14 protein-coding genes and 7 pseudogenes are annotated in these 18,445 nt (G+C 56.0%); 5 read left to right on the top strand and 16 right to left on the bottom strand.

The annotated features are described in order from the left end of the window. Nucleotides 1-86, bottom strand: an 86-nt coding sequence (locus GVL12_RS07495; RefSeq protein ID WP_368855041.1) for a transposase, incomplete at its 3' end; no start/stop codon positions are given. A gap of 849 nt (nt 87-935) precedes the next feature. Here GVL12_RS07495 and GVL12_RS07490 point away from each other — a divergent pair. Then, nucleotides 936-1,208, top strand: a pseudogene (locus GVL12_RS07490) (ATP-binding protein); the annotation flags it as partial. Here the strand turns inward: GVL12_RS07490 and GVL12_RS07485 are convergent. The 11 genes and pseudogenes from GVL12_RS07485 to GVL12_RS07435 all read right to left on the bottom strand — a co-directional run. After that, nucleotides 1,163-1,519, bottom strand: coding sequence for a hypothetical protein (locus tag GVL12_RS07485; protein ID WP_159912444.1), 357 nt, complete (start codon nt 1,517-1,519; stop codon nt 1,163-1,165). The pseudogene GVL12_RS07490 and the gene GVL12_RS07485 overlap by 46 nt on opposite strands. A 206-nt stretch (nt 1,520-1,725) precedes the next feature. Next, entirely contained in the window at nt 1,726-2,514 is a 789-nt protein-coding gene (locus GVL12_RS07480; protein WP_159912442.1) for an IclR family transcriptional regulator, read from the bottom strand. 90 nt (nt 2,515-2,604) lie between these two features. Continuing rightward, nucleotides 2,605-3,582, bottom strand: a complete 978-nt coding sequence (locus GVL12_RS07475; protein ID WP_159912440.1) for a PDR/VanB family oxidoreductase — start codon at nt 3,580-3,582, stop codon at nt 2,605-2,607. Nucleotides 3,583-3,586: 4 nt separating this feature from the next. Beyond that, a complete protein-coding gene (locus tag GVL12_RS07470; RefSeq protein ID WP_159912438.1) occupies nt 3,587-4,366 on the bottom strand; it encodes an SDR family NAD(P)-dependent oxidoreductase in 780 nt (259 codons plus the stop codon). A gap of 3 nt (nt 4,367-4,369) precedes the next feature. Continuing rightward, a complete protein-coding gene (locus GVL12_RS07465) occupies nt 4,370-5,350 on the bottom strand; it encodes a tripartite tricarboxylate transporter substrate binding protein (protein ID WP_159912436.1) in 981 nt (326 codons plus the stop codon). A 66-nt stretch (nt 5,351-5,416) separates the two neighbouring features. Next, nucleotides 5,417-6,640, bottom strand: coding sequence for an aromatic ring-hydroxylating dioxygenase subunit alpha (locus GVL12_RS07460; RefSeq protein ID WP_200843567.1), 1,224 nt, complete (start codon nt 6,638-6,640; stop codon nt 5,417-5,419). 1,218 nt (nt 6,641-7,858) lie between these two features. Further along, a pseudogene (locus GVL12_RS07455) lies at nt 7,859-8,776 on the bottom strand (IS3 family transposase); the annotation flags it as partial. Between the two features lie 9 nt (nt 8,777-8,785). After that, entirely contained in the window at nt 8,786-9,946 is a 1,161-nt protein-coding gene (locus GVL12_RS07450; RefSeq protein ID WP_159912432.1) for an IS30 family transposase, read from the bottom strand. 62 nt (nt 9,947-10,008) lie between these two features. Further along, a pseudogene (locus GVL12_RS26525) lies at nt 10,009-10,296 on the bottom strand (transposase); the annotation flags it as partial. Between the two features lie 68 nt (nt 10,297-10,364). Beyond that, nucleotides 10,365-10,592, bottom strand: a pseudogene (locus GVL12_RS07440) (transposase); the annotation flags it as partial. A 59-nt stretch (nt 10,593-10,651) separates the two neighbouring features. Then, nucleotides 10,652-10,895, bottom strand: a pseudogene (locus tag GVL12_RS07435) (DUF2958 domain-containing protein); the annotation flags it as partial. Between the two features lie 242 nt (nt 10,896-11,137). Between GVL12_RS07435 and GVL12_RS07430 the strand changes: the two are divergent. Together GVL12_RS07430 and GVL12_RS07425 are read left to right on the top strand one after the other, a co-directional pair. After that, complete coding sequence (locus tag GVL12_RS07430) at nt 11,138-11,443, top strand: helix-turn-helix domain-containing protein (RefSeq protein ID WP_159912428.1); 306 nt, start codon at nt 11,138-11,140, stop codon at nt 11,441-11,443. A gap of 33 nt (nt 11,444-11,476) precedes the next feature. After that, nucleotides 11,477-13,195, top strand: coding sequence for an Alw26I/Eco31I/Esp3I family type II restriction endonuclease (locus GVL12_RS07425; RefSeq protein WP_159912426.1), 1,719 nt, complete (start codon nt 11,477-11,479; stop codon nt 13,193-13,195). On the opposite strand, the gene dcm is transcribed toward GVL12_RS07425, so the two are convergent. Further along, nucleotides 13,185-14,366: a DNA (cytosine-5-)-methyltransferase gene (gene dcm, locus GVL12_RS07420; protein WP_159912423.1), complete on the bottom strand. Its 1,182-nt coding sequence runs from the start codon at nt 14,364-14,366 to the stop codon at nt 13,185-13,187. The genes GVL12_RS07425 and dcm overlap by 11 nt on opposite strands. Beyond that, nucleotides 14,356-16,032 (bottom strand): N-6 DNA methylase, encoded by a 1,677-nt coding sequence (locus GVL12_RS07415; RefSeq protein WP_159912422.1) that lies wholly within the window; start codon nt 16,030-16,032, stop codon nt 14,356-14,358. The genes dcm and GVL12_RS07415 overlap by 11 nt, the downstream gene beginning before the upstream one ends. A 668-nt stretch (nt 16,033-16,700) precedes the next feature. On the opposite strand from GVL12_RS07415, the pseudogene GVL12_RS26520 reads away from it, so the two are divergent. After that, nucleotides 16,701-17,474, top strand: a pseudogene (locus GVL12_RS26520) (transposase); the annotation flags it as partial. A gap of 231 nt (nt 17,475-17,705) precedes the next feature. Then, nucleotides 17,706-17,977 (top strand): annotated as a pseudogene (locus GVL12_RS26515) (transposase); the annotation flags it as partial. A 37-nt stretch (nt 17,978-18,014) separates the two neighbouring features. Here GVL12_RS26515 and GVL12_RS26510 read toward each other — a convergent pair. Beyond that, nucleotides 18,015-18,242: a hypothetical protein gene (locus tag GVL12_RS26510; RefSeq protein ID WP_235033820.1), complete on the bottom strand. Its 228-nt coding sequence runs from the start codon at nt 18,240-18,242 to the stop codon at nt 18,015-18,017. A 30-nt stretch (nt 18,243-18,272) separates the two neighbouring features. Further along, nucleotides 18,273-18,437, bottom strand: coding sequence for a hypothetical protein (locus GVL12_RS07395; RefSeq protein ID WP_159912416.1), 165 nt, complete (start codon nt 18,435-18,437; stop codon nt 18,273-18,275). Nucleotides 18,438-18,445: the final 8 nt, after the last annotated feature.

The following is an 18,445-nucleotide window of genomic DNA, read 5'->3' as shown; positions in this document are numbered from 1 at the left end:
CTGGTCTTCTTTCGCGCGCTTTCCAGCAGCGGCTTGATGATCTCGAATTGTTCACGACTGATGTCACTTGGATAGCTTTTTCTCACCCCCTGAGCTTCTCATACCTCAGAGACTTTGAACACGTTCTCAGAGCAGCTCTAGCGCCCTTGCGCAGCGGTGACCGCTCGGTAAATTCTTCTGCAGCAAAACCAGCCACCGCTTGCCTAAACCCACCCAGGGGTACATCCATTCCGATGAGGCCGGCGCGCCCACCACCACCGCCTGGACTGCGGAACGTCGCTGTAGTTTCGTTCGCTGCACCGCTAACCCCTTGATCCAGCAGACGCGCGCGCGCAGTTCGTCATTGAAGTTTCGACGGGTCCGACAGTGATCCCTCGCTCATGACCCCGCATAACACGTCCGACAACTGCTGCGGCCTTGGCCACCAGGCATTGAGCCCCCATCCATCGCTGGGCCGGGACGCAAAGTATCTGTTGCCCTCAATAGATACCTGTCAGCCCGCGACGCATCGGGCCGGTGCCAGGGCACGCCTTGGGTCACGCGGCAGGCCCGTGCCCATGTCAAGAGGCCTCTGGGCTCTAAGCATCTGCTGGCCGCAATAGATACAGCGCACGCCATCGCGTTGCCTATGACGAAGCCCCCGACCAGGGGCAGCCCACCTGCGTCGGAAAAAACGAAAGATCAGTGACGTTCCACAGTTCTGCACCAACTCCGCAATTTTGTAGGTTCTCATTGAGCATACAAACCGTAGGTAGACAGGACAAAGCGATTCGCAAATTTTATGAGGACAGCGATGGGCTTCGCTCTCAGAAAGGTGCAAAGATCCTCTTTCAAGGCCCTGCATGCAACAGAATTGCTGAATGTGGTTCCGCAGGCGGTCCGCTGATGGCTTTTCTAATGCTCCCCATCTTCTTCGCCTCCAAAAATCGGGCTCAATAGGGTACCTGCCGATGAACCGCGAGCAAGCCAACCTGTTCTTCCAGGTGATTGCCGCCCTGTACGAACGCAGCAGCCTGATCGTGACCAGCAACCTGCCGTTCGGGCAGTGGGATACGACGTTCGCACAGGACACGACCCTCACTGCGGCGCTGCTGGACCGCCTGCTGCACCACGCACATATCGTGCCGATCGCCGGCGAAAGCTACCGGTTAAAACACCAGCGTCAGGCCGGAATGATGAGGAGAAGTGATGCTGCAGAAATTGGCTGAATGCGGACAGTGTTCAGCAACGGCGGTGTATCAGTTTTAAATCGCTGGCAAGACGAAATCTGTATCAGTTTTAAATCGCCGTTGACAACAATGTCACCGCGAACTAATTGCGGCGCCAGCATCTGCTCTACCCAGGCGCGAAAGCTGTTGCCGTTGGTGGGCCCGTCCAGCACACAAGGGGCGGTCAAACCCGTTTGACGCAATGCGCAAACAAACGTGTTGGTGTGCCAGTGCTCAAACGGCACGCGCCCTATGAGCGACGACCTTTGGGTTCCCGACCGCGTGCGGGTGTCATATTGGTCGTTGCCCAAGTCTCGTCAAGAAAGACGAGTTTGTCCGTCGGCATTGCGCCACACTCTGCGGCCCATTTTGTGACGAGATTGACAAGATTTGCTCTTGCATAAGGCCCCTTGCCAAGGACTTTCTGGAGAAGCTGGGGGGGCGGCCGGTCCACCGGCCACGGTTGCGGCCACGCGATCAGGTGCGGCTTCCCAGCGCCCTGCCAGCCATCCGCCCTTTACTGGGCGTGCTTGAACCCGAGCTCTGCCGACAACTGCGCCGCTTCTTCTGCAAGCATGGCGCCGTAGCGCTGCACCAGCTCTTCGCTCAGCCGCGCGCTGGGGCCGAAAAGCCCTAACGAGCCCACCACCCGGCCGCTGCTCTCGAAGAAGGGCGCGGCAATCGCCACAGCCCCCTGGATCAATTCATCCCGGCTCGTCGCGTAGCCTTGCTCGCGTATCCGCACAAGCTGCTCTTGCACGCGCTTCGCGTCCGCGGCGCTGTGCGTTCCGTAGGCGGATAAGTCGCCGGTCTTGATATCCAGCCATGCCAGGATGGATCGGCCGCTGGCGCCTCGCACCAGATGTTCGCGGTAGCCCACGCCACGCCGGAAACTCAACGGCTGGGTGCTGGGAAGTTCGGCAACACAAACGCGATGAAACCCGTCCTGCAGGTGCAGCGACACCGTCTCCCGGGTGCTTTCCCACATGCGCCGCATCATCGGACTGGCCACCGTCTCATAGCTCATGCCCGAGGACCATGCATGGGCCAGCTGCGCGACGGCCGGGCCGAGCCTGAAGCGCTGAGGTTCTCCCTGCGAGGTCAGAAATCCCTTGGCATTGAGTGTATCCAGCAAACGGTAGAGGGTCGGACGGCTCAAATCCAGGCGTTTGAGCAACTCGGAGACCAGCAAGCCGTCGTCTCCCGGATTGAATGCCAGCAGGATGTCGAGTGCACGCTGGACGGCGCGTACACCGCCCTCGGATTTATCGGAATCGGTTTTTTCGGCAGCAGTTTGGGAAGTCATTCCTCCACTTTACCCCGACTTGTCCACCTGACGGACATTTCGCCGAAAATTCAAATTTTCACCATATCGCGCGGGCACTGCTTGTTCCGACTAGAAATCGAGAACCAGATTGCCGGAGCGGCAACCCGATACGCAGATCATCATGGACCGGTTGGCGGCCTGCTCCTGTTTGGTGAGTATCAGGTCGCGGTGATCCACGTCGCCGGAGATCACCTTCACCTCGCAAGCACCACAGACACCTTCGCGGCAGCTGTAATCGGGGTTCATGCCGGCGTCGATCAGCGCATCGAGCAGTGCCACGCCAGGCTCCACACGCACGGTCTTGCCGGACTTGCGCAGTTCGACGCAATAGCCGGTCTCGGGCGTTTGCGCGGGCGGCAATGGCGCGGCGCCAAACCGCTCCAGATGCACATGCGCCGGATCCCGTTGCGCACAGGCACGCTCGTAGTCGTCGAGCATCGAGAGCGGGCCACAGCAGTAGAAGTGCGTGCCCTCAGGCTGGCCACCGAGCAGCGCGTCCAGTGCGGGTCGCACGCCGCGCTCGCTCTTGAAGTGCCAGTCCACCGATAGCTGCCCGCCCGAGTGGGCGGACAGCGCCTGGATTTGCGGCACGAACGCCGCTGTCTCGCGGCTGGCGGCGCAATAGATGAGATGCGCCGGCCGGCCCAGCGCGACCAGCCTTTGCAGCATCGCGTAGATCGGCGTGATGCCGATTCCGCCCGCCAGCAGCACGCTGCGCGGCGCGGCCTCGTCAAGCGCGAAGTGATTGCGCGGCCCGCCAATCGACAGGGTCTGGCCAACGCGCAGTTGCCCGTGCACATAGCGCGACCCGCCGCGGCTGGCGCGGTCGAGCGTGACGGCCACAACATAGCGATGCCGTTCGCCGGGGTTGGTCAGCGAGTAGCTGCGGCTCAGGCCGTCGGCCAGATGCAGGTCGATATGCGCGCCCGCTTCCACCGTTTGGGCAAACTCCGTGGCGGGTGCCACCGGGCGCAGCTCGACACTGACAATGCCCGCGGCCTCGTGACGCAATTGATAGACCAGGGCTTTCAAGGGATTGGAGGACATGGCGTTACATGATGTGCAGGCCACCATCCACCATCAATGTGGTGCCGGTGATGAATGACGCTTCGCTCGAGGCCAGCCAGACGATGGGCCAGGCGATCTCTTCAGGCGAGGCCCAGCGCCCGATCAGCGAGGTATCCTTGCGTTCCGTCTTGAGTTGCTCGACGCTCCTGCCCTTGTCCTGGGCGCGGTCGACATGGAAATCGGTCAGCGTCGAGCCCGGACACACCGCATTGGCGCGCACGCCATGGGGTGCTTCCTCGAAAGCCAGGCTTCGCGTGTAGGCCAGTTGAGCGGCCTTGGTGGCGTCGTACAGCGCCATGCCCTTGCGCCCGGTCACGGCGTAGCAGGACGAGACGTTGACGATGCTGCCCGCGCCCGATTGCCGCAGCGCCGGCAGCGCCGCACGGCAGTAGTTCGACATGCCCACCAGGTTCACGCCCACCATGGCCTGCCATTCGGCGGCCGTGGCGTCGGCGGCGGCACTGTAGTTGCGCATTGCCGCGTTGTTGACGAGTATGTCGAGGCTGCCCCACTGCGTCGTGCATTGCTGCACCGCGGCCAGGGCGGCGGCTTCATGGGCCACGTCGGCCACGGCACAGGCCAGCCGCGCGCCAGGCAAGGCACTTTCAATGGCAAGGCGCGTGCGCTCCAGCGCCTGCGCATTGGCATCCACCAAGAGAACCGCCGCGCCTTCGCGGCAGAACAGGTGCGCGGCGGCGGCGCCGATGCCGGCGCCGCCGCCGGTGATCAAGGCGGTGCGTCCCGCCAGTCTGGAATGGTTCATGGTCTAGTCCGCCTTTGCGCCGGTGGCCTTGATGACGCTGCCCCAGCGACCGATCTCGGTGCTTATCCAGTCGCTGAACTGACTGGGCGTGCTGGCAACGATTTCAAACTCCATTTCCTGCAGCCGTTTGCTGATGTCGGGAGAATTCAGGATGCGCACCATTGCCTGGTGATAGGTGTTGATGATGTTCGGCGGCGTGCGCGCCGGTGCCAGCAGGCCGATCCAGGACGTGGCCTCGAAATTCCTGAGGCCGGACTCGGCCAGCGTGGGAATCTCGGGCGTGCTGGGAAAACGCTGGATGCCGGTCGAGGCGATCAGCTTGAGGCGGCCTTCCTTGACGAAACCCTGTACGTTGCCGGGTACGAAGAAGCCGGCATCGATGTTGCCGGCAATCAGATCCGTCACAGCAGGCCCCGCTCCGCGGTAGGGCACATGCGTCATCTGGAAATGGGCCGCAGACTTCATCATTTCCATAGTGAGGTGCGAGGCGCTGCCGACAGCCACCGAGCCGTAGGTGTACTTCTTCGGATCGGCCTTGACCTTGGCAATGAAGTCTTTGACATCGGCGATGCCGCTGTCGGGATTGACCACCAGGAACTGCGGGGACTTCACTGCCAACGTGATGGGTGCGAGGTCCTTTTGCGGATCAAACGGCATCTTGTCGAAGAGCGTCACATTGATCGCCAGCGGACCGTTGTAGCCGATGAGCAGCGTGTGGCCGTCGGGGACCGCCCGGCTGACCTCGTGGGCGCCGATGTTGCCGCCCGCGCCCGGCTTGTTTTCCACCACGAAAGGCTGTCCAAGAGCCTCTTGCAGCTTGGGAGCGATCAGGCGCGCCAGTACATCATTCGTGCTGCCGGTGATAGGCACGACGATCCGCACCGGCTTGGTGGGACGCCATTCGGGCGCTGCCTGCGCCCAGGCGGTCGATACCGCGCAGGCGCAAGCCGCGAGAGTTGCAGCCAGCTTCATCGGGGTTTTCATGGGTTCATCTCCTGTTGTTTTAATTCGTCGGGTCGGGGCCCCGCATCGGCACGCGGGGCCCATGCATCAGAGGCTGAAAACGGGTTTCTTCGTCGCGTCAGCCAGTTCCTCGCGCGCCCATGCGACCGGATCCTGGTCCTTGGGTAGCAGCACGCCAGCGGGACGCACATGCTGTTCATTGGCATCCAGGGCCGGCGGCGTCTGGCCTTGCTCCAGACCCAGCGCGGCCTCGTGCAACATGCGCCGCGCCATGACGATGGCCTTGTCAGTAGGCAGCAGTTTCTCGGCCTCGTGGTCCTGGATCGTGCCCATGCTCTCCTGCAGCGAGTAATCCTGCGCCGAGAAGCCGAAGATGCCGCTGTACGAGCGGTCCTCGCGCTGGGCCACCCGGTCCATGCCGTAGTCGTTGTCGCGGTTGGCCTTGGGAATGAAGCTGCCCGGTGCTTCGTACTCCACATGAATGCCCTTGCCCTCTTGCATCGCCGTGCGTTCCTCGTCGCTCAGCGGCTGGCCGGGCTGCCAGTTGATGCTCCAGGCCCAGCAACTGTGGTCGTCGATAGGCACCCAGACATGGCCGCCCAGCGCATGGTTGCCAAACGGCGCGATCAGGGTGAACCAGGGAAACAGCCATTGCGTGACGCGCCAGTAGTAGGAATCGGGCTCGCCGTTGCGCCGCCCGAACAGGCTCAGGCCGAAAGGCGTCTGCTCGATCTCGAACTTCACGTTGCCATCGGCCTTGATGTAGTCGAGTGCCTTGACGCCCTGGTGCATGGGGTCGGTGTCGACTTCGAAGCGATGCACATAGGACACATGCGCCGTGTCGATGCCGCCTTCCATGGCCTGCAGCCAGTTGCTGTACTGCAGGCGCTTGGACACGAACACATGTTCCGGCGGCAGCGTGCACCATTCCAGCTCGGGCGGCGCGGGTTGCTCCTGCGCAGGCCCCATATAGGCCCACACGATGCCGCCACGCTCCACGCACGGATAGCCCTTGATGTGCATGCGTGAGCACGCCTGAGGCGATGAGGGAACGTCCACGCACTGACCGTGGCCGTCGAATTTGACGCCGTGGTAAGCGCAGCGGATGCCATTTTCCTCGTTGCGGCCGAAGTAAAGGGACACGCCGCGGTGCGAGCAGAACTCGCCGATCAGACAGGCCTGGCCATCCGTGTTGCGAAAGGCCAGCAGCTTCTCGCCGAGCAATTGCACACGCACCTGGGGACCATCGGGATCAACGATTTCGCTCGATGCAAGCGCGGGCACCCAGTAGCGGCGCATCAGGTTTCCCATGCGTGTACCGGGACCTACACGTGTAAGCGTTTCAGACATTTCTTTGTTCAAGGTCATCTCCGTGGGGACAGGGGTTGGGATGTTTTGTTCGTCTAGTAAGACTGGTGTCCATTTTTAAGCATTGTTTAAGCTGTGTCAAATTTTCTTATTTCTGTCCATGGTACGGACAATTCACGCCTACTCACGCCTACTCATTGACCAGTCCGCCTGCACAGAAACACCGGACGGGATATGGGCACGAATGAAAGAACGCATTCACACACGGCGTCAAACCACCACGGACCTTGCCCGCGGCTGTACTTGGTTGGCTCGAGAGCACCACCTCCCGCGTCGCCCCGGCCGGGCCAAGCCGACCTCAGGCATTTGAACGGGCCCGAGACGGAGATCTGTCTGCCGCAGCCGGACGAACGGAACGGGTGCACGAATCGGCCTGGCGGCTATCGAGCGCACGAATGGCGGCCGCATCCCTGCCCACCGGCCAGCAGCGGGACATCCCTTGTCGACCGTCAGTGACGGCATCGGCCCCCCCAGGCTTGCGAGCGGCCCACGGCGTTGCGTCGCCGCAGAGGGCTTGCAGCTGTCGACCTCTTCATAAAGCATTAATTAATCAACACGCACCACAATGAGAGATATGATGCGTCAATAAATTTTAATTAAATCCAAGGGGCGCATTTCAGATAAATCCGGGGTGCGCCGCCCGCTAGCGTGGGCGCAGCAAGGCTTTGCAGTGCTAGAAACGGCCCCCGGACTGATGCTTATCGTGAGCTATGGGCTTGAAAGTTGCTGCGGGCAGTCGCTGCGCGGCTGATGCGACTTGTTTGTCCAGTGTCACACCTACCGGCCTTCACAAAACCCGGTGTGATTCACACAGCACAGCAGGATAGCGAAGATCAGCAGGAGGCGCTGGCACAGGCCAGGCATGAACAACACCCAGAAATCGCCGTGCGGCTGCCGGTGGTCTGGCCGACGAGCTTTTGCGCCCCGCTTTCTCCGGCGCGGGTCAAGGTATCGCCACATTCCCTGGCATGCGCAGCAGGCGATCCAACTGCGCATATTCCACGGCCATGGCTGCACGATGGGGACGGCCCAACCCTCGCATCGCAACGCTCGTCTTTGGCTTGTGCCATGGATTTGGCTTGGCCAGAGTATGAAATGTCCAGGGACGGCCTGGTGACGAATTGAGGTTGCCCCTGAAAACCGGAGTGCTTAGCCAGATCATCAAGCGGCAGATTTACGCTGCGCCGCCAACCAACGTTGTTCGAACTGCATCGGGCTGAGATATCCCAGCGCCGAATGTAGCCGTGAGTGGTTGTAGAAGGCGATCCAGTCCATCACAGCCTGTCGTGCCTGCTCACGCGTGGCGAACCGTTCGCCATGGATGCAGGCAGTCTTTAGTCGTCCCCACAAGCTCTCCGTGGGAGCATTGTCCCAGCAATTGCCCTTGCGCGACATCGAACTGCGTATGCCCCAGGCTGTCAGCACTCACTGAAAATCCTGGCTGCAATACTGGCTGCCCCTGTCGCTATGGAAGATCAGCCCGGCGGGCGGTCTGCGCCGAAAACAGGCCATCAGCAGCGCATCTTTGACCAGCGCGGTCTGCATGTGCGCCTGCAGGCTCCAGCCCACCACCTGGCGGCTGTGCAGATCCAGTACGGCTGCCAAGTACAGCCAGCCTTCGTCGGTTGCGATGTACGTGATGTCCCCGCTCCACAGCACGTTGGGCGCAGCCGGCGTGAAACGGCGTTGCACCAGATCCGGAGCCACCGGCAAGCGATGCGTGCTATCGGTGGTCACCAAAAACTTGCGCTTGCCCTTGGCCCGGATGCCGTGACACTGCATCAATCGGCGTACCCGTTCCTTGCCCACTCGCAAGCCACGAGCCAGCAGTTCGCGGTGCATGCGCGGCCAGCCGTACTCGCCACGCAGTTGCTGGTGGATTGCCCGAATGTGGGTCAACAACATCTCGTCGCTGTGCAGGCTGCGCCCCCTGTCGCCAGCACTGCCTGCGGATGCTCTCCAGTGGAAATATCCACTGGGACTGACTTGCAGAACCTCGCACATCAGCGAGACCGGCCAGCATCCCTTCATCGAGTGAATCCAGGCGTACCTTGCAGCACATCCTGCGCAAAGTACGCCGCCTTGGATTCAACCCGTCGCGGCAACGGCTCGCTGAAGTCTACTGGCCGGCGTTTCATAGCCCAGCGTTTTTCGCGGCCTCGTGTTCAAACTCAGGGAGATCGCATCCAGGTCTTCCTGGCTGTAGACCGATAGGTCCGCGCCTTTGGGCAGGTACTGACGCACCAGCCCATTGGTGTTCTCGTTCGTTCCTCGTTGCCACGGGCTTCGCGGAACGCAGAAGAACACATCGACTTCAGTGGCTACGGAGAACGTCCGATGCAGGGCCAATTCCATACCCCGGTCCCAAGTCAGCGATTTCATCAAGCCTTCTGGGAGTCTTTTGACTTCACGCGTTAAAGCCTTTACCACGCGGAATGTGTCCTTACCATCAACCTGAACCAGTAGCGCGAAGCGCGAATGACGTTCCACCAGCGTTGCGATGTGGCTGTTCTTCGTTCCTGTGACCAAATCACCTTCCCAATGTCCAGGAACCGCGCGGTCCTCGATCTGCGCGGGACGGTTGTGGATAGACACGGCGTCAGTAATCTGCCCACGAGGAGACTCCTTGCCCAGGCCTGCGCGTGCCCGCCGCATTGAGCGACGAGTACGAAGATGCGCCATCAGCTCCTTCTTCAACACCCTGCGTGCCTGCACAAAGAGGCTGCGATAGATCGTCTCGTGCGATACCTGCATGCTGGCAGTATCCCGGTGTTCTCGTCGCAGCCATCCAGAAATCTGTTGAGGAAACCACTGCCGTGCCAGTTTCTGAGCCACAAGCCGGTTCAGCTCTGGATTTAGTGCCAGGGCACAAGGCTGGGGGCGGCGTGCTTGCTCCCAGGCCCGCTCCTCGGCTAATGCCGCACGATACTGCCCGACACCACCATTGCGATAAACCTCTCGGCTAATCGTTGAGGGAGAGCGGCCAAGTCCCGCGGTGATCTGCCTGAAGGAGTGCCCGGCCGCTAAGCCGCGAGAGACCTGCTCGCGATCATGTGCCGACAACGCCGAAGCTGCTCGTTTACGCGCTGGTCTGTAGATACCTCCTGCCAGCGCGAGAACTCCATGCACCGACCCAGGATTTTTGAACAACGCACGACCGAGGTCACTGATGGAATCTCCCGCTTTCCATCGCTCCCACAATTCGCGCCTCTGCGCATCAGACAGTCCGGGACGTCCCAATCTAGCCATAAATTTCCACCTCGCTGCAACCTTGTACCAAAGGTGTTGCAGTGACGGGTTGAATCCAAGGCGGCTTTTTTTGCGATATCGCGCTCCATCGTGAGCCTAGCTACTTGCGCTCTCAGTCGAGCAATCTCCGCCTGCTCGGGCGTGACTGCCGGAGCCTTTGCCTGTGCCTTGTCTTCGGGCACTCCTGCCGCCTGGCACTTTGCATCGGCCCTGACCCAGTTCGTCAAACTGGCCTTGGGCATGCCCAGCGTCGCAGCCACGACCGACGCAGCGCGCCCGGCCTTTACCTGCCGCACGGCCTCCTGCTTGAACTCCAGCGTGTACTTCGCTCTCGTTTGCTTCTTGTTCAATTCATGCTCCTGTCCCGGCATTCTCCGGGCTGGGGCTATGCACTCCAGAATTCGGGGGCAACCTCATCTTGCCACTCTCGCAAACGTCTCCAGCATGTCATGCCACTGCCGTAACCCAGAGCTTGCGGCAGGTCTTCCCAAGGGATTCCTGTCTCCAAAACATAAAGGATGCCTTGGAAGGCGGCCTCATCGCTGACCGCCCGCGTGCGAGGGCCTCCTTTTGTTGAAGGACTGAACACTGGGATCAACGGCTGCAGCTTCTGCCACAGCTCTTTGCTAACGCGACGACGGGCCATGAGAGCGCGAATCTTACCCACAAAGCAGGCTTGAGCAGCGGTCGTGTTAGCGGCTCTTAGGAGATAGCGGCCAGGTCAGACAGCTTCGCAGTGCCCAGTGCAGGCATGCCAATTCCCACGTCGATCAGGCAGAGGGCGACATCGCCGCCGGCTGGGTCGAGCGAGGCCGAGAGCTCAGATCACATGAGCATCCGGAGTAAATAGACGTACCACGGGTTTCGGGTCGGTGTACTGCCCGGCGGCGCGGGCCTGACTGCTCATCAGCAGGCGCATGCGCTCGTCGGTGGTGATGAGCGTGGTCATGTGGCTGCACTCCCACAAATGTACCGAGCCTCCGATGCGCTTTTCTGCCCTTGTACGAAAGCACGGATGCGTAAGCCCACGCATCCACAAAAAAGTAGAAGCACAAAAGCGTATGTACGGAAGTCAGGAAAGAGACTGATCAGGCTCTCTGGTTATGAAGAGAAAGCGCCCTAAATAGAACACTATAGATTGTAGCTCTATAGAACTCTTTTAATTGTAATGTCAATTTTTAGGATTTAAGCATGACGAAGGTCAAATCCTCCTTGCCAGATGCGATACGAATTATTCGGAAAGCTCGTGGCCTGAGCCAAGAGGCGTTCTCTGACGTATCAAGTCGTACTTACTTGAGTTCATTGGAACGAGGCCTAAAAAGCCCAACACTGAAAAAGCTGGAAGAGCTATGCGGTGTTCTGGGCGTTCATCCACTAACACTATTTCTAATTACATACGCCGGAAAAGATGCCATCGCAACTGAAAGCCTTATCTCCATTGCTCGCAAAGAAATTATCAAGCTAAGCGCCCCAGCAATACTCCCAAAAGACAAATAATCCTCCAGATCCTTCTGGAATTTAAGAAGACATATGAAAATAGTAAAAATCATCAAAGTTCCAGATTTCGATAAAATCCTAGAGAAGTATATGGAAAATAATGAAAAAACAAAACCAAAATATAGCAACGATGAATTTTTAGAATATTCAAGGAAAATTATAGCGCATCCGAACTATCGCGAAATGCCCGATATTTTTGGAGATCGAGGGGAAATCCAATGGGAAGCCCCGTCAAACCGGCAATCTGGGAAATTTCAGGACACGCATCACAAGCGACGTGAATGGTGGCGTCAAAAAGCTCTCTCTATTGGCATTGATCCCAGCATTGGTGACACTTGGATAAGCAAAACAGCCAAAGCCATACACCCTTTTGGGAGTAAGCCATGCAAAAAATGCGGAAAAATTCTTAATATCGCATACGCTTATCCAAACCAACACTTATTCGCTCGGATTAAAAGACTGCCATACATAGACGACACGTTCGAGTTATCAATTATTGAACATGTCTGTGATTTGTTAAACCGCCTTGAAGATAAATTTGGGCCCAAAATATACAATGATCTTCCAATCCTCTTTGCAACCACATCTATTATTATCCCCCCTCTAGCAAAGAATCTTAATACTTGGAAGAAATTCTTAATGGATGTCTATATTCCGGAAGAGCCCCGTATGCTAAGCCCCGGCGCGATGTCGAACCCTCCTGACCGGCTCGACGGTTTTCACTCATTTAACCGCTGCTGCCGCGCCTCCGCTGACACTGGTCGAACGACAGAGAATCTTAGATCTTATGTAACAGATCGGCGCGTCTTTGAGTACTGGGTGGATGGCGATTGGGTTGCAGCAGACCGCCTGATGGGTCAAGTGAGATCCAATTCAATTTTCGAGCAGGAAGTTTGCTTTAATACAAAGCAAGGCGGCATTCATCCAAAGCCATGTCAAGCTGACCATATAGGCCCAATATCACTCGGATTTACACATCGCCCGCAATTTCAGCTTCTTTGCAAAAGCTGCAACAGTGGAAAAAATAATAGAATGTATCTGAGTGATGTAAGATTACTGATTGCCGCCGAGAATGCTGGTGAACGTATCATCTCGTGGTTCGCTAAAGAGATCTGGGATCGCAGAAAAGCCGCTGTCGCAGACGCAGAAACCGCTCTTCGCCTCAGCAAGCTTCTACGGGACAATCGCCATACCTATATGTTTCTTCTAAAGGAACTCTTGGATCGTGGCTTTTACACATTTCTTGCCAGTCTTCTCCACTTGCAAGAAGCAGACTTTAATCCAGAGTTTTCAGGCTTAAAAGCAAGGAATCATCTCACATACTTTGACTCCATAACAAAAAGACCAAGGACAACAAAGTATGCAAATGAGCAGAAAGCTCGAAGAATTCGAATTGCGTTTACATCCCTAGCTGACTACCACAAGAAAAATAATCGAAGCGCATTCGTTATCCAAAACAATCATTCCGAGATTGAGTTTTCGGCAGGATTTAAGAGGCTCGAGATATTGAAATCAGTCACAAACGATCTCGATATAAAGATTGCAAAAATAGTGGGTAAAGTTGAATTATCCGAGTCTGATCTTAGAGAATTGGCAAGAACTCTTTCTGATATCATGTTTTCAAACTCTGAATCATTTTCCTCAGTTCAATATCATTTCGATCGCGGTATGGTAGAAGTAGCTAAGGAACTAGATGAAATGTGGAGTACCGACCGTTATGTGCGATCGGCTCCTAACGAAATTATCGAGTGACCTTAGCAAGATATTGTGCGGCAGTAATATCGCAGCGCATTAGTGCTTGATAAGGCGTGATGCTTCTATGGCGATAGCCGAGATCGCCACCATCTTGCCCAGGTATAAGTGCTGGCAGGTCATCTAGAGCGTCCTTCACGGATGGGGGGTATGGCAGATCACTGATCAGGTCGCTAGCGGACAAGTTAGAGAGCATTGGCGGAGGAGATTCAGGAACTTTGCCAGTGTTATCACCAACGATAATTACTCTGCTGCGCCTCTGGGGGAGTGCATAGTTTTCAGAATGAAGCTTCCATACAATCAGTCTTTTCGCATGCTTCGACAGTTCAGCTTTAACCATTTCGAAAACTCTACCACCATCCATGCTGAGCAAACCAGTCACATTTTCAAATACAAAAACGTCTGGCTTTAATACTGCAAGTAGTCCGCAGTAGTCTCTAAATAGCCAATTCCTTTCGTCATCCATAGAGCGCTTGTTACCTGCGGTCGAAAAGCCTTGACATGGGGGGCCGCCAAGAACACAAAGCGGCAAACCTTTTTTCCTTGTCTCTTTCACCTCTTTCAAAATCTTATTTTTTACACTTTCGTCAGTAATGTCGCCGACAACAATATTTGATTGAACGTTCATCCGATAAGTTTCGGCGAAGCTCGCTTCTAATTCATTTCCAACAAGTGTTGTCCATCCTGCCCATAAAAATCCTAAACCTAAGCCGCCAGCTCCGGCAAATAGGTCTACGGTTTGACCAACCACATTCAAGTGCCGCGCAACCTGAAATCCTAGCAACGGGGGGACGGCATTTCCGATTTGCGTAGTGACAGAGCCCTTGTTACCTGAAAAGACAAAATTATCAGGAAAGGATTGCAGCCGAGCTGCCTCCCGGTGAGAAAGGGTTCTATGCTGCGCCCCGCTGTAGTCGTAATGAATGTGACATCCATTTCCAGGCCTAGTGAAATAGGTATTGATGGTGTAAGACGGTCTGTCTGGGTGCAGACGTCCATAATATGTAGATCGACTCCCCTCACCTTTAGAAAAACTTATTCTAATATTTTTTACCCGTTCAGAAGGAATATCTTCAGGAAGATCCTTCCAATTTCCTCCTGGCGGAACGGATCTGCAGATACGCAGGTCAAGCTCACTAAGATTTGCAGCATAATGATTTTCAATTCGCATGTTTTTTATTCCAGTCAAGCTCAATAAGCCTCTTTATTTCTGAAATGTCATTTCCAAAATTTTTATCAAACACAGCCAACAGTCCCAAATAGACATCGTGAGGAATACTGTACCAATTGGCTACCTGAAGCTCTATTTCTGCGGCACATGATTCGGAAGGCTCTCTCAACTGATTTCTTACTAATTCTGATATGATTTTGACGTTTTCTTTAGAGAATAAATTTGGTACTTTAATACGACGCATAGCCCCAACAGACAGGTGATTAGTACTGATAGACGCTCGCACTTGTGATTCAAAGACGATAGAGTTAAAAACTGCCAATAATGCCAGCATCTGCTCATCTGACATTTTTTTTGGCACGAGTACATTCAACGAATTTCCAGTCACAACGCCAGGATTAATAACTGTAGCTATCACTCGACGGATGGAACTTTGTCTGGCAACGTCTCTCCAGACAATTCGCTTCAGTGCTGAAGACTTTGGAGGTGAAATATCTTCATTTAAAAAACCTACATCTCCGAAAGTCTGAGAGTAACGAGTAACTTGCCTACCTTTTATAAATTGATAAACCCCGGTATCTGAAAGTTTTTCTGCAATTCTGGTTTCATCCAACTCTCTACCGATTTTAAACAGGTCATTATTCCCACATTCGTAGTCACCAAGCTTTAGCAAATCAGCAAAATATGGCATCGCTCTTGCAATTTCTTGAGAGCCATTAAAACCTATCGCATAGTTATTTTCTTCCAAATAAGATATGGGAATTTTAAATGCAGATGATTGCAATCCCTGATTTTTCTCTAGGTGCTGAACGACCTCGAGCATGCCATGCTCTTCCCTTGGCCATACTTTGCAGCCTAAAAAATACACCGCGGATTGGTCTACTCCCTCAAAAAGATTTGCTTCAGCTGGATAATGATGAATAGCATCTATAGTATTTTGCGAAAATAACCAAGCCCTTAAAGGTGCAGAAATTTGATCACCAAAAATGGTAGCCGGAGCAACGACAGAAAAATACCCTTCTGGTGCAACCAACTGTACTGAGGCCTCTATTCCGCATCTAGCCAAGTTTGCGCCCCAGCCGGAGAATTTCCTCAATGGCTTAGAATGCGGATAAAAAACCTCGAGTAGAGAAACTTGCTCTTTTAATAAAGAAACGTATTTTTCCTTGGCCTCTGAATCAAGCTTCGCTAATTCTCTATTGTCCGGTTTTATTGTTTCCCAAGGAGGATTTGTGATGCATACATCAAAGGAATTTCCATGCTTCACCGCAAACCAAAAAGAATCAAGCACTTGGACATCTACATGGGCGACTACAACACCAAGGTCTTTCAGCTTCCGTAAAATTGCTTTTTTGGCTACTTCGACAGCACCAGAATCACAATCCCATGCTGAAATTTGAAGAGAATGCAATGGAATTTTTCCTTGTCCGTGCATTGCTTCAAGCAACCAACACAGCAGCCTCCCATCCCCGCAGAACGGATCTATAATTTTCAGATCGTCACGTGCATCAAGACGGCTGGCAACATCAATCGCCATTGCCTTCCCTATTTTCTCATGCGTATAGAACCTACCAGTTAATCTCTGTTCTAGGTTTTTTCCAACTCCAAATGTTGTGTCTACTGAGGAGACAACCTCAAGAAGTTGATTAAGATTTGATGCAAACATTATCGCGCCTAAAGTGAGTTTCTATTTCGAACCGCCGATCTCACATCAGGAGCTGCATCTAAAGGAATGTGTGTCGCAGTGCCCATATAAGACTTTGCTTCCTGAAGAAACCAGTCCTTCAGAGTCATGCCATCGCGAGCAAGAGTCGAGTAAAGCTGTCTCTTAATCTCTGGATCAATCTCTATGACGATCCTGCCGCTGTTACCGATACTCATGGATAGTGTCTCGCCGTGCTATGTGATGTATGTAATGTTACATCAAGATCCTCTCTCAGGCGAGCATCAATTGGGTATTGGCGGTCATGATGATGACTTCTAGCAATGATGGAATGCAGCAGCGAATGACGCGGCAAGATGGGTTGCTGCGTGCCCCTGCCGCCTAGGGAGCGCGACAAACTGAAAAGCGAACTGGAAAAGGCCAACTTGTTCATCGCGGTCCAAAAAAAGTTGGTGCGCTGCTGGCCCTGCTCGAACAGGGCGACAAGCCCGGGAGCACCTGATGGCTGGCGTACAAGAGCTCACCCCGGCGCTGGGCACGGGCGCTGCTTGTCGAGCCTTGGGCTTGTGGCGTGGCGCCCCGGCGCGGCGCGGCGCGGCGCCAAGCACAGTAGCACCTCAATCGAGGGAGCGCCGCCGCGTCTCGCTGCCCGACCAAGCCCGTCCCTGGTCCTGAATGCGCAGGAGCGCCAGGCGCTACTGGACGCGCTCAATGGCGAGCGCTTCGCCGATACGGCGCCAGCGGCCGTGCATGCTACGCTGTTGGACGAGGGGCGTTACCTGGGCTCGTTGCGTACCATGTACCTTTTGCTGACCGCCCAGGGTGGCTCGCGCAAGCGGCGCACTCAGCTCACCCACCCGGCCTATGCCAAGTCCGAGCTGCTGGCCACGGCGCCCAACCAGGTCTGGTCCTGGGGCATCACCAAGCTCAAGGGTCCGGCCAAGTGGACGTGCGTCCACCTGTACGTGATCCTGGACATCTTCAGCCGCTGTGTCGTGGGCTAGATGATCGCCCCGCGCGAGAGCACCGAACTGGCCCGGCAACTGATCGCCAAAACCGTGGCGCGCCATGCCATCACGCCGGGCACTCTGACCCTACACGCTGACCGCGGTGCCAGCATGCGCTCCAAGTCCGTGGCCGCGCTGCTGGTCGATCTGGACATCGCCAAGAGCCACAGTCGCCCGTATGTCTCGGACGACAACCCGTACTCGGAATTGCAATTCAAGACGATGAAGTATCGGCCCGACTTCCCGGCGCGCTTTGGTTGCATTGAGGATGCCCGAGCGCACTGCCAGTTGTTCTTTGCCTGGTACAACACGATGTACTGCCATTCGGGCATCGGCTACATGACGCCGCACAACGTGCATCACGGTCACGCCGACGCCATGCTCGTCACACGCCAGGTGACGCTGGATGCTGCCTTCCTGGTGCGTCCCAATCGATTCAAGAACAAGAAGCCGCAGCCCCATGCACTGCCCACCGCGGCATGGATAAACCCACCATCACCAGAGAAAAACCCCGACCGAAATCCACAACCCTGCACAGTAAATTCATGACGCCGGGTGTAGCAAAGTCATTGACACGTTCCGGAACCTCTGCAAAAAACTCCCGCCCCAATGTGCTACGCCTAGGCTCATGCTCTGAGAAAATTCGAGTCATGAAGCAAGCCGACCAGTCTGAACCTGACGACGAAGCGAACGCGTAAGCGTGAGTTTCTTGGCGAGATGGAGCGCGTGGTTCTGTGAGAAGCATTGGTCGCGCTGGTCACGCCCTACGCACCTGAAGGCGGGCGTGGGCGACCATTATTTGCCGTGGAAACCATGCTGCGCGATCCGGCAGTGGAGGAGGGCTGCACGACATGCCGCTGTTCCGTGAGTTTTCAGGGCTCCATTGGGACGCTGCAGTACCCAATGGGACCACGATTCTTCGGTTTCGCCGGCTGCTGGAAGATATGTGCTGCCAAAATAACTCGCGATAAGGTCCCCTTAACGCGATCTTTGGCCTTTTGAAGGGTGCTGCTGACGGGCGCGCCACTGCCGCTGGTCAAGGCCATCCCGTACGCCATCGCAGTGGCCTGCCTCCTGTACGGCTTCGAGCGCATCACGGAGATTTGACGCTTTTTCCCGTACCACCTGGCGCTCAAAGCGTTCGGACGCGATGCGCCAGAGCATCATGCCGATGCATAGCAGGCAGCGTTCTGAGGAGTTGGGCATCGAGTTTCTCCGAGATGAAACGTCAGCGGCTCATTGCCGGCGGATCGGGAAGGCGGCGTTCGCGCCCCACGTCGCCACCATCAGGCCGCCATCCGGAGCAACTGCCAGGCCCACCGGACTGCTCAGACCGTCCACGATCACCGTGCGAACGCCTTGACGGTCGACGCTGCTGACCGTGGTGCTGCCATAGTCCACGACATAAG

Source organism: Pantoea sp. 18069 (assembly GCF_902706035.1).
GTDB lineage: Bacteria > Pseudomonadota > Gammaproteobacteria > Burkholderiales > Burkholderiaceae_C > Comamonas.
This window is presented reverse-complemented; position numbering and strand designations above follow the sequence as displayed.

Bases quoted from the DNA above. Each gene is read 5' to 3' on its own strand.
- GVL12_RS07480 (WP_159912442.1), bottom strand. From the start codon at position 2,514: ATGACTTCCCAAACTGCTGCCGAAAAAACCGATTCCGATAAATCCGAG.
- GVL12_RS07475 (WP_159912440.1), bottom strand. From the start codon at position 3,582: ATGTCCTCCAATCCCTTGAAAGCCCTGGTCTATCAATTGCGTCACGAG.
- GVL12_RS07470 (WP_159912438.1), bottom strand. From the start codon at position 4,366: ATGAACCATTCCAGACTGGCGGGACGCACCGCCTTGATCACCGGCGGC.
- GVL12_RS07465 (WP_159912436.1), bottom strand. From the start codon at position 5,350: ATGAAAACCCCGATGAAGCTGGCTGCAACTCTCGCGGCTTGCGCCTGC.
- GVL12_RS07460 (WP_200843567.1), bottom strand. From the start codon at position 6,640: ATGGGAAACCTGATGCGCCGCTACTGGGTGCCCGCGCTTGCATCGAGC.
- GVL12_RS07450 (WP_159912432.1), bottom strand. From the start codon at position 9,946: ATGGCTAGATTGGGACGTCCCGGACTGTCTGATGCGCAGAGGCGCGAA.
- GVL12_RS07430 (WP_159912428.1), top strand. From the start codon at position 11,138: ATGACGAAGGTCAAATCCTCCTTGCCAGATGCGATACGAATTATTCGG.
- GVL12_RS07425 (WP_159912426.1), top strand. From the start codon at position 11,477: ATGAAAATAGTAAAAATCATCAAAGTTCCAGATTTCGATAAAATCCTA.
- dcm (WP_159912423.1), bottom strand. From the start codon at position 14,366: ATGCGAATTGAAAATCATTATGCTGCAAATCTTAGTGAGCTTGACCTG.
- GVL12_RS07415 (WP_159912422.1), bottom strand. From the start codon at position 16,032: ATGTTTGCATCAAATCTTAATCAACTTCTTGAGGTTGTCTCCTCAGTA.
- GVL12_RS26510 (WP_235033820.1), bottom strand. From the start codon at position 18,242: ATGCCCAACTCCTCAGAACGCTGCCTGCTATGCATCGGCATGATGCTC.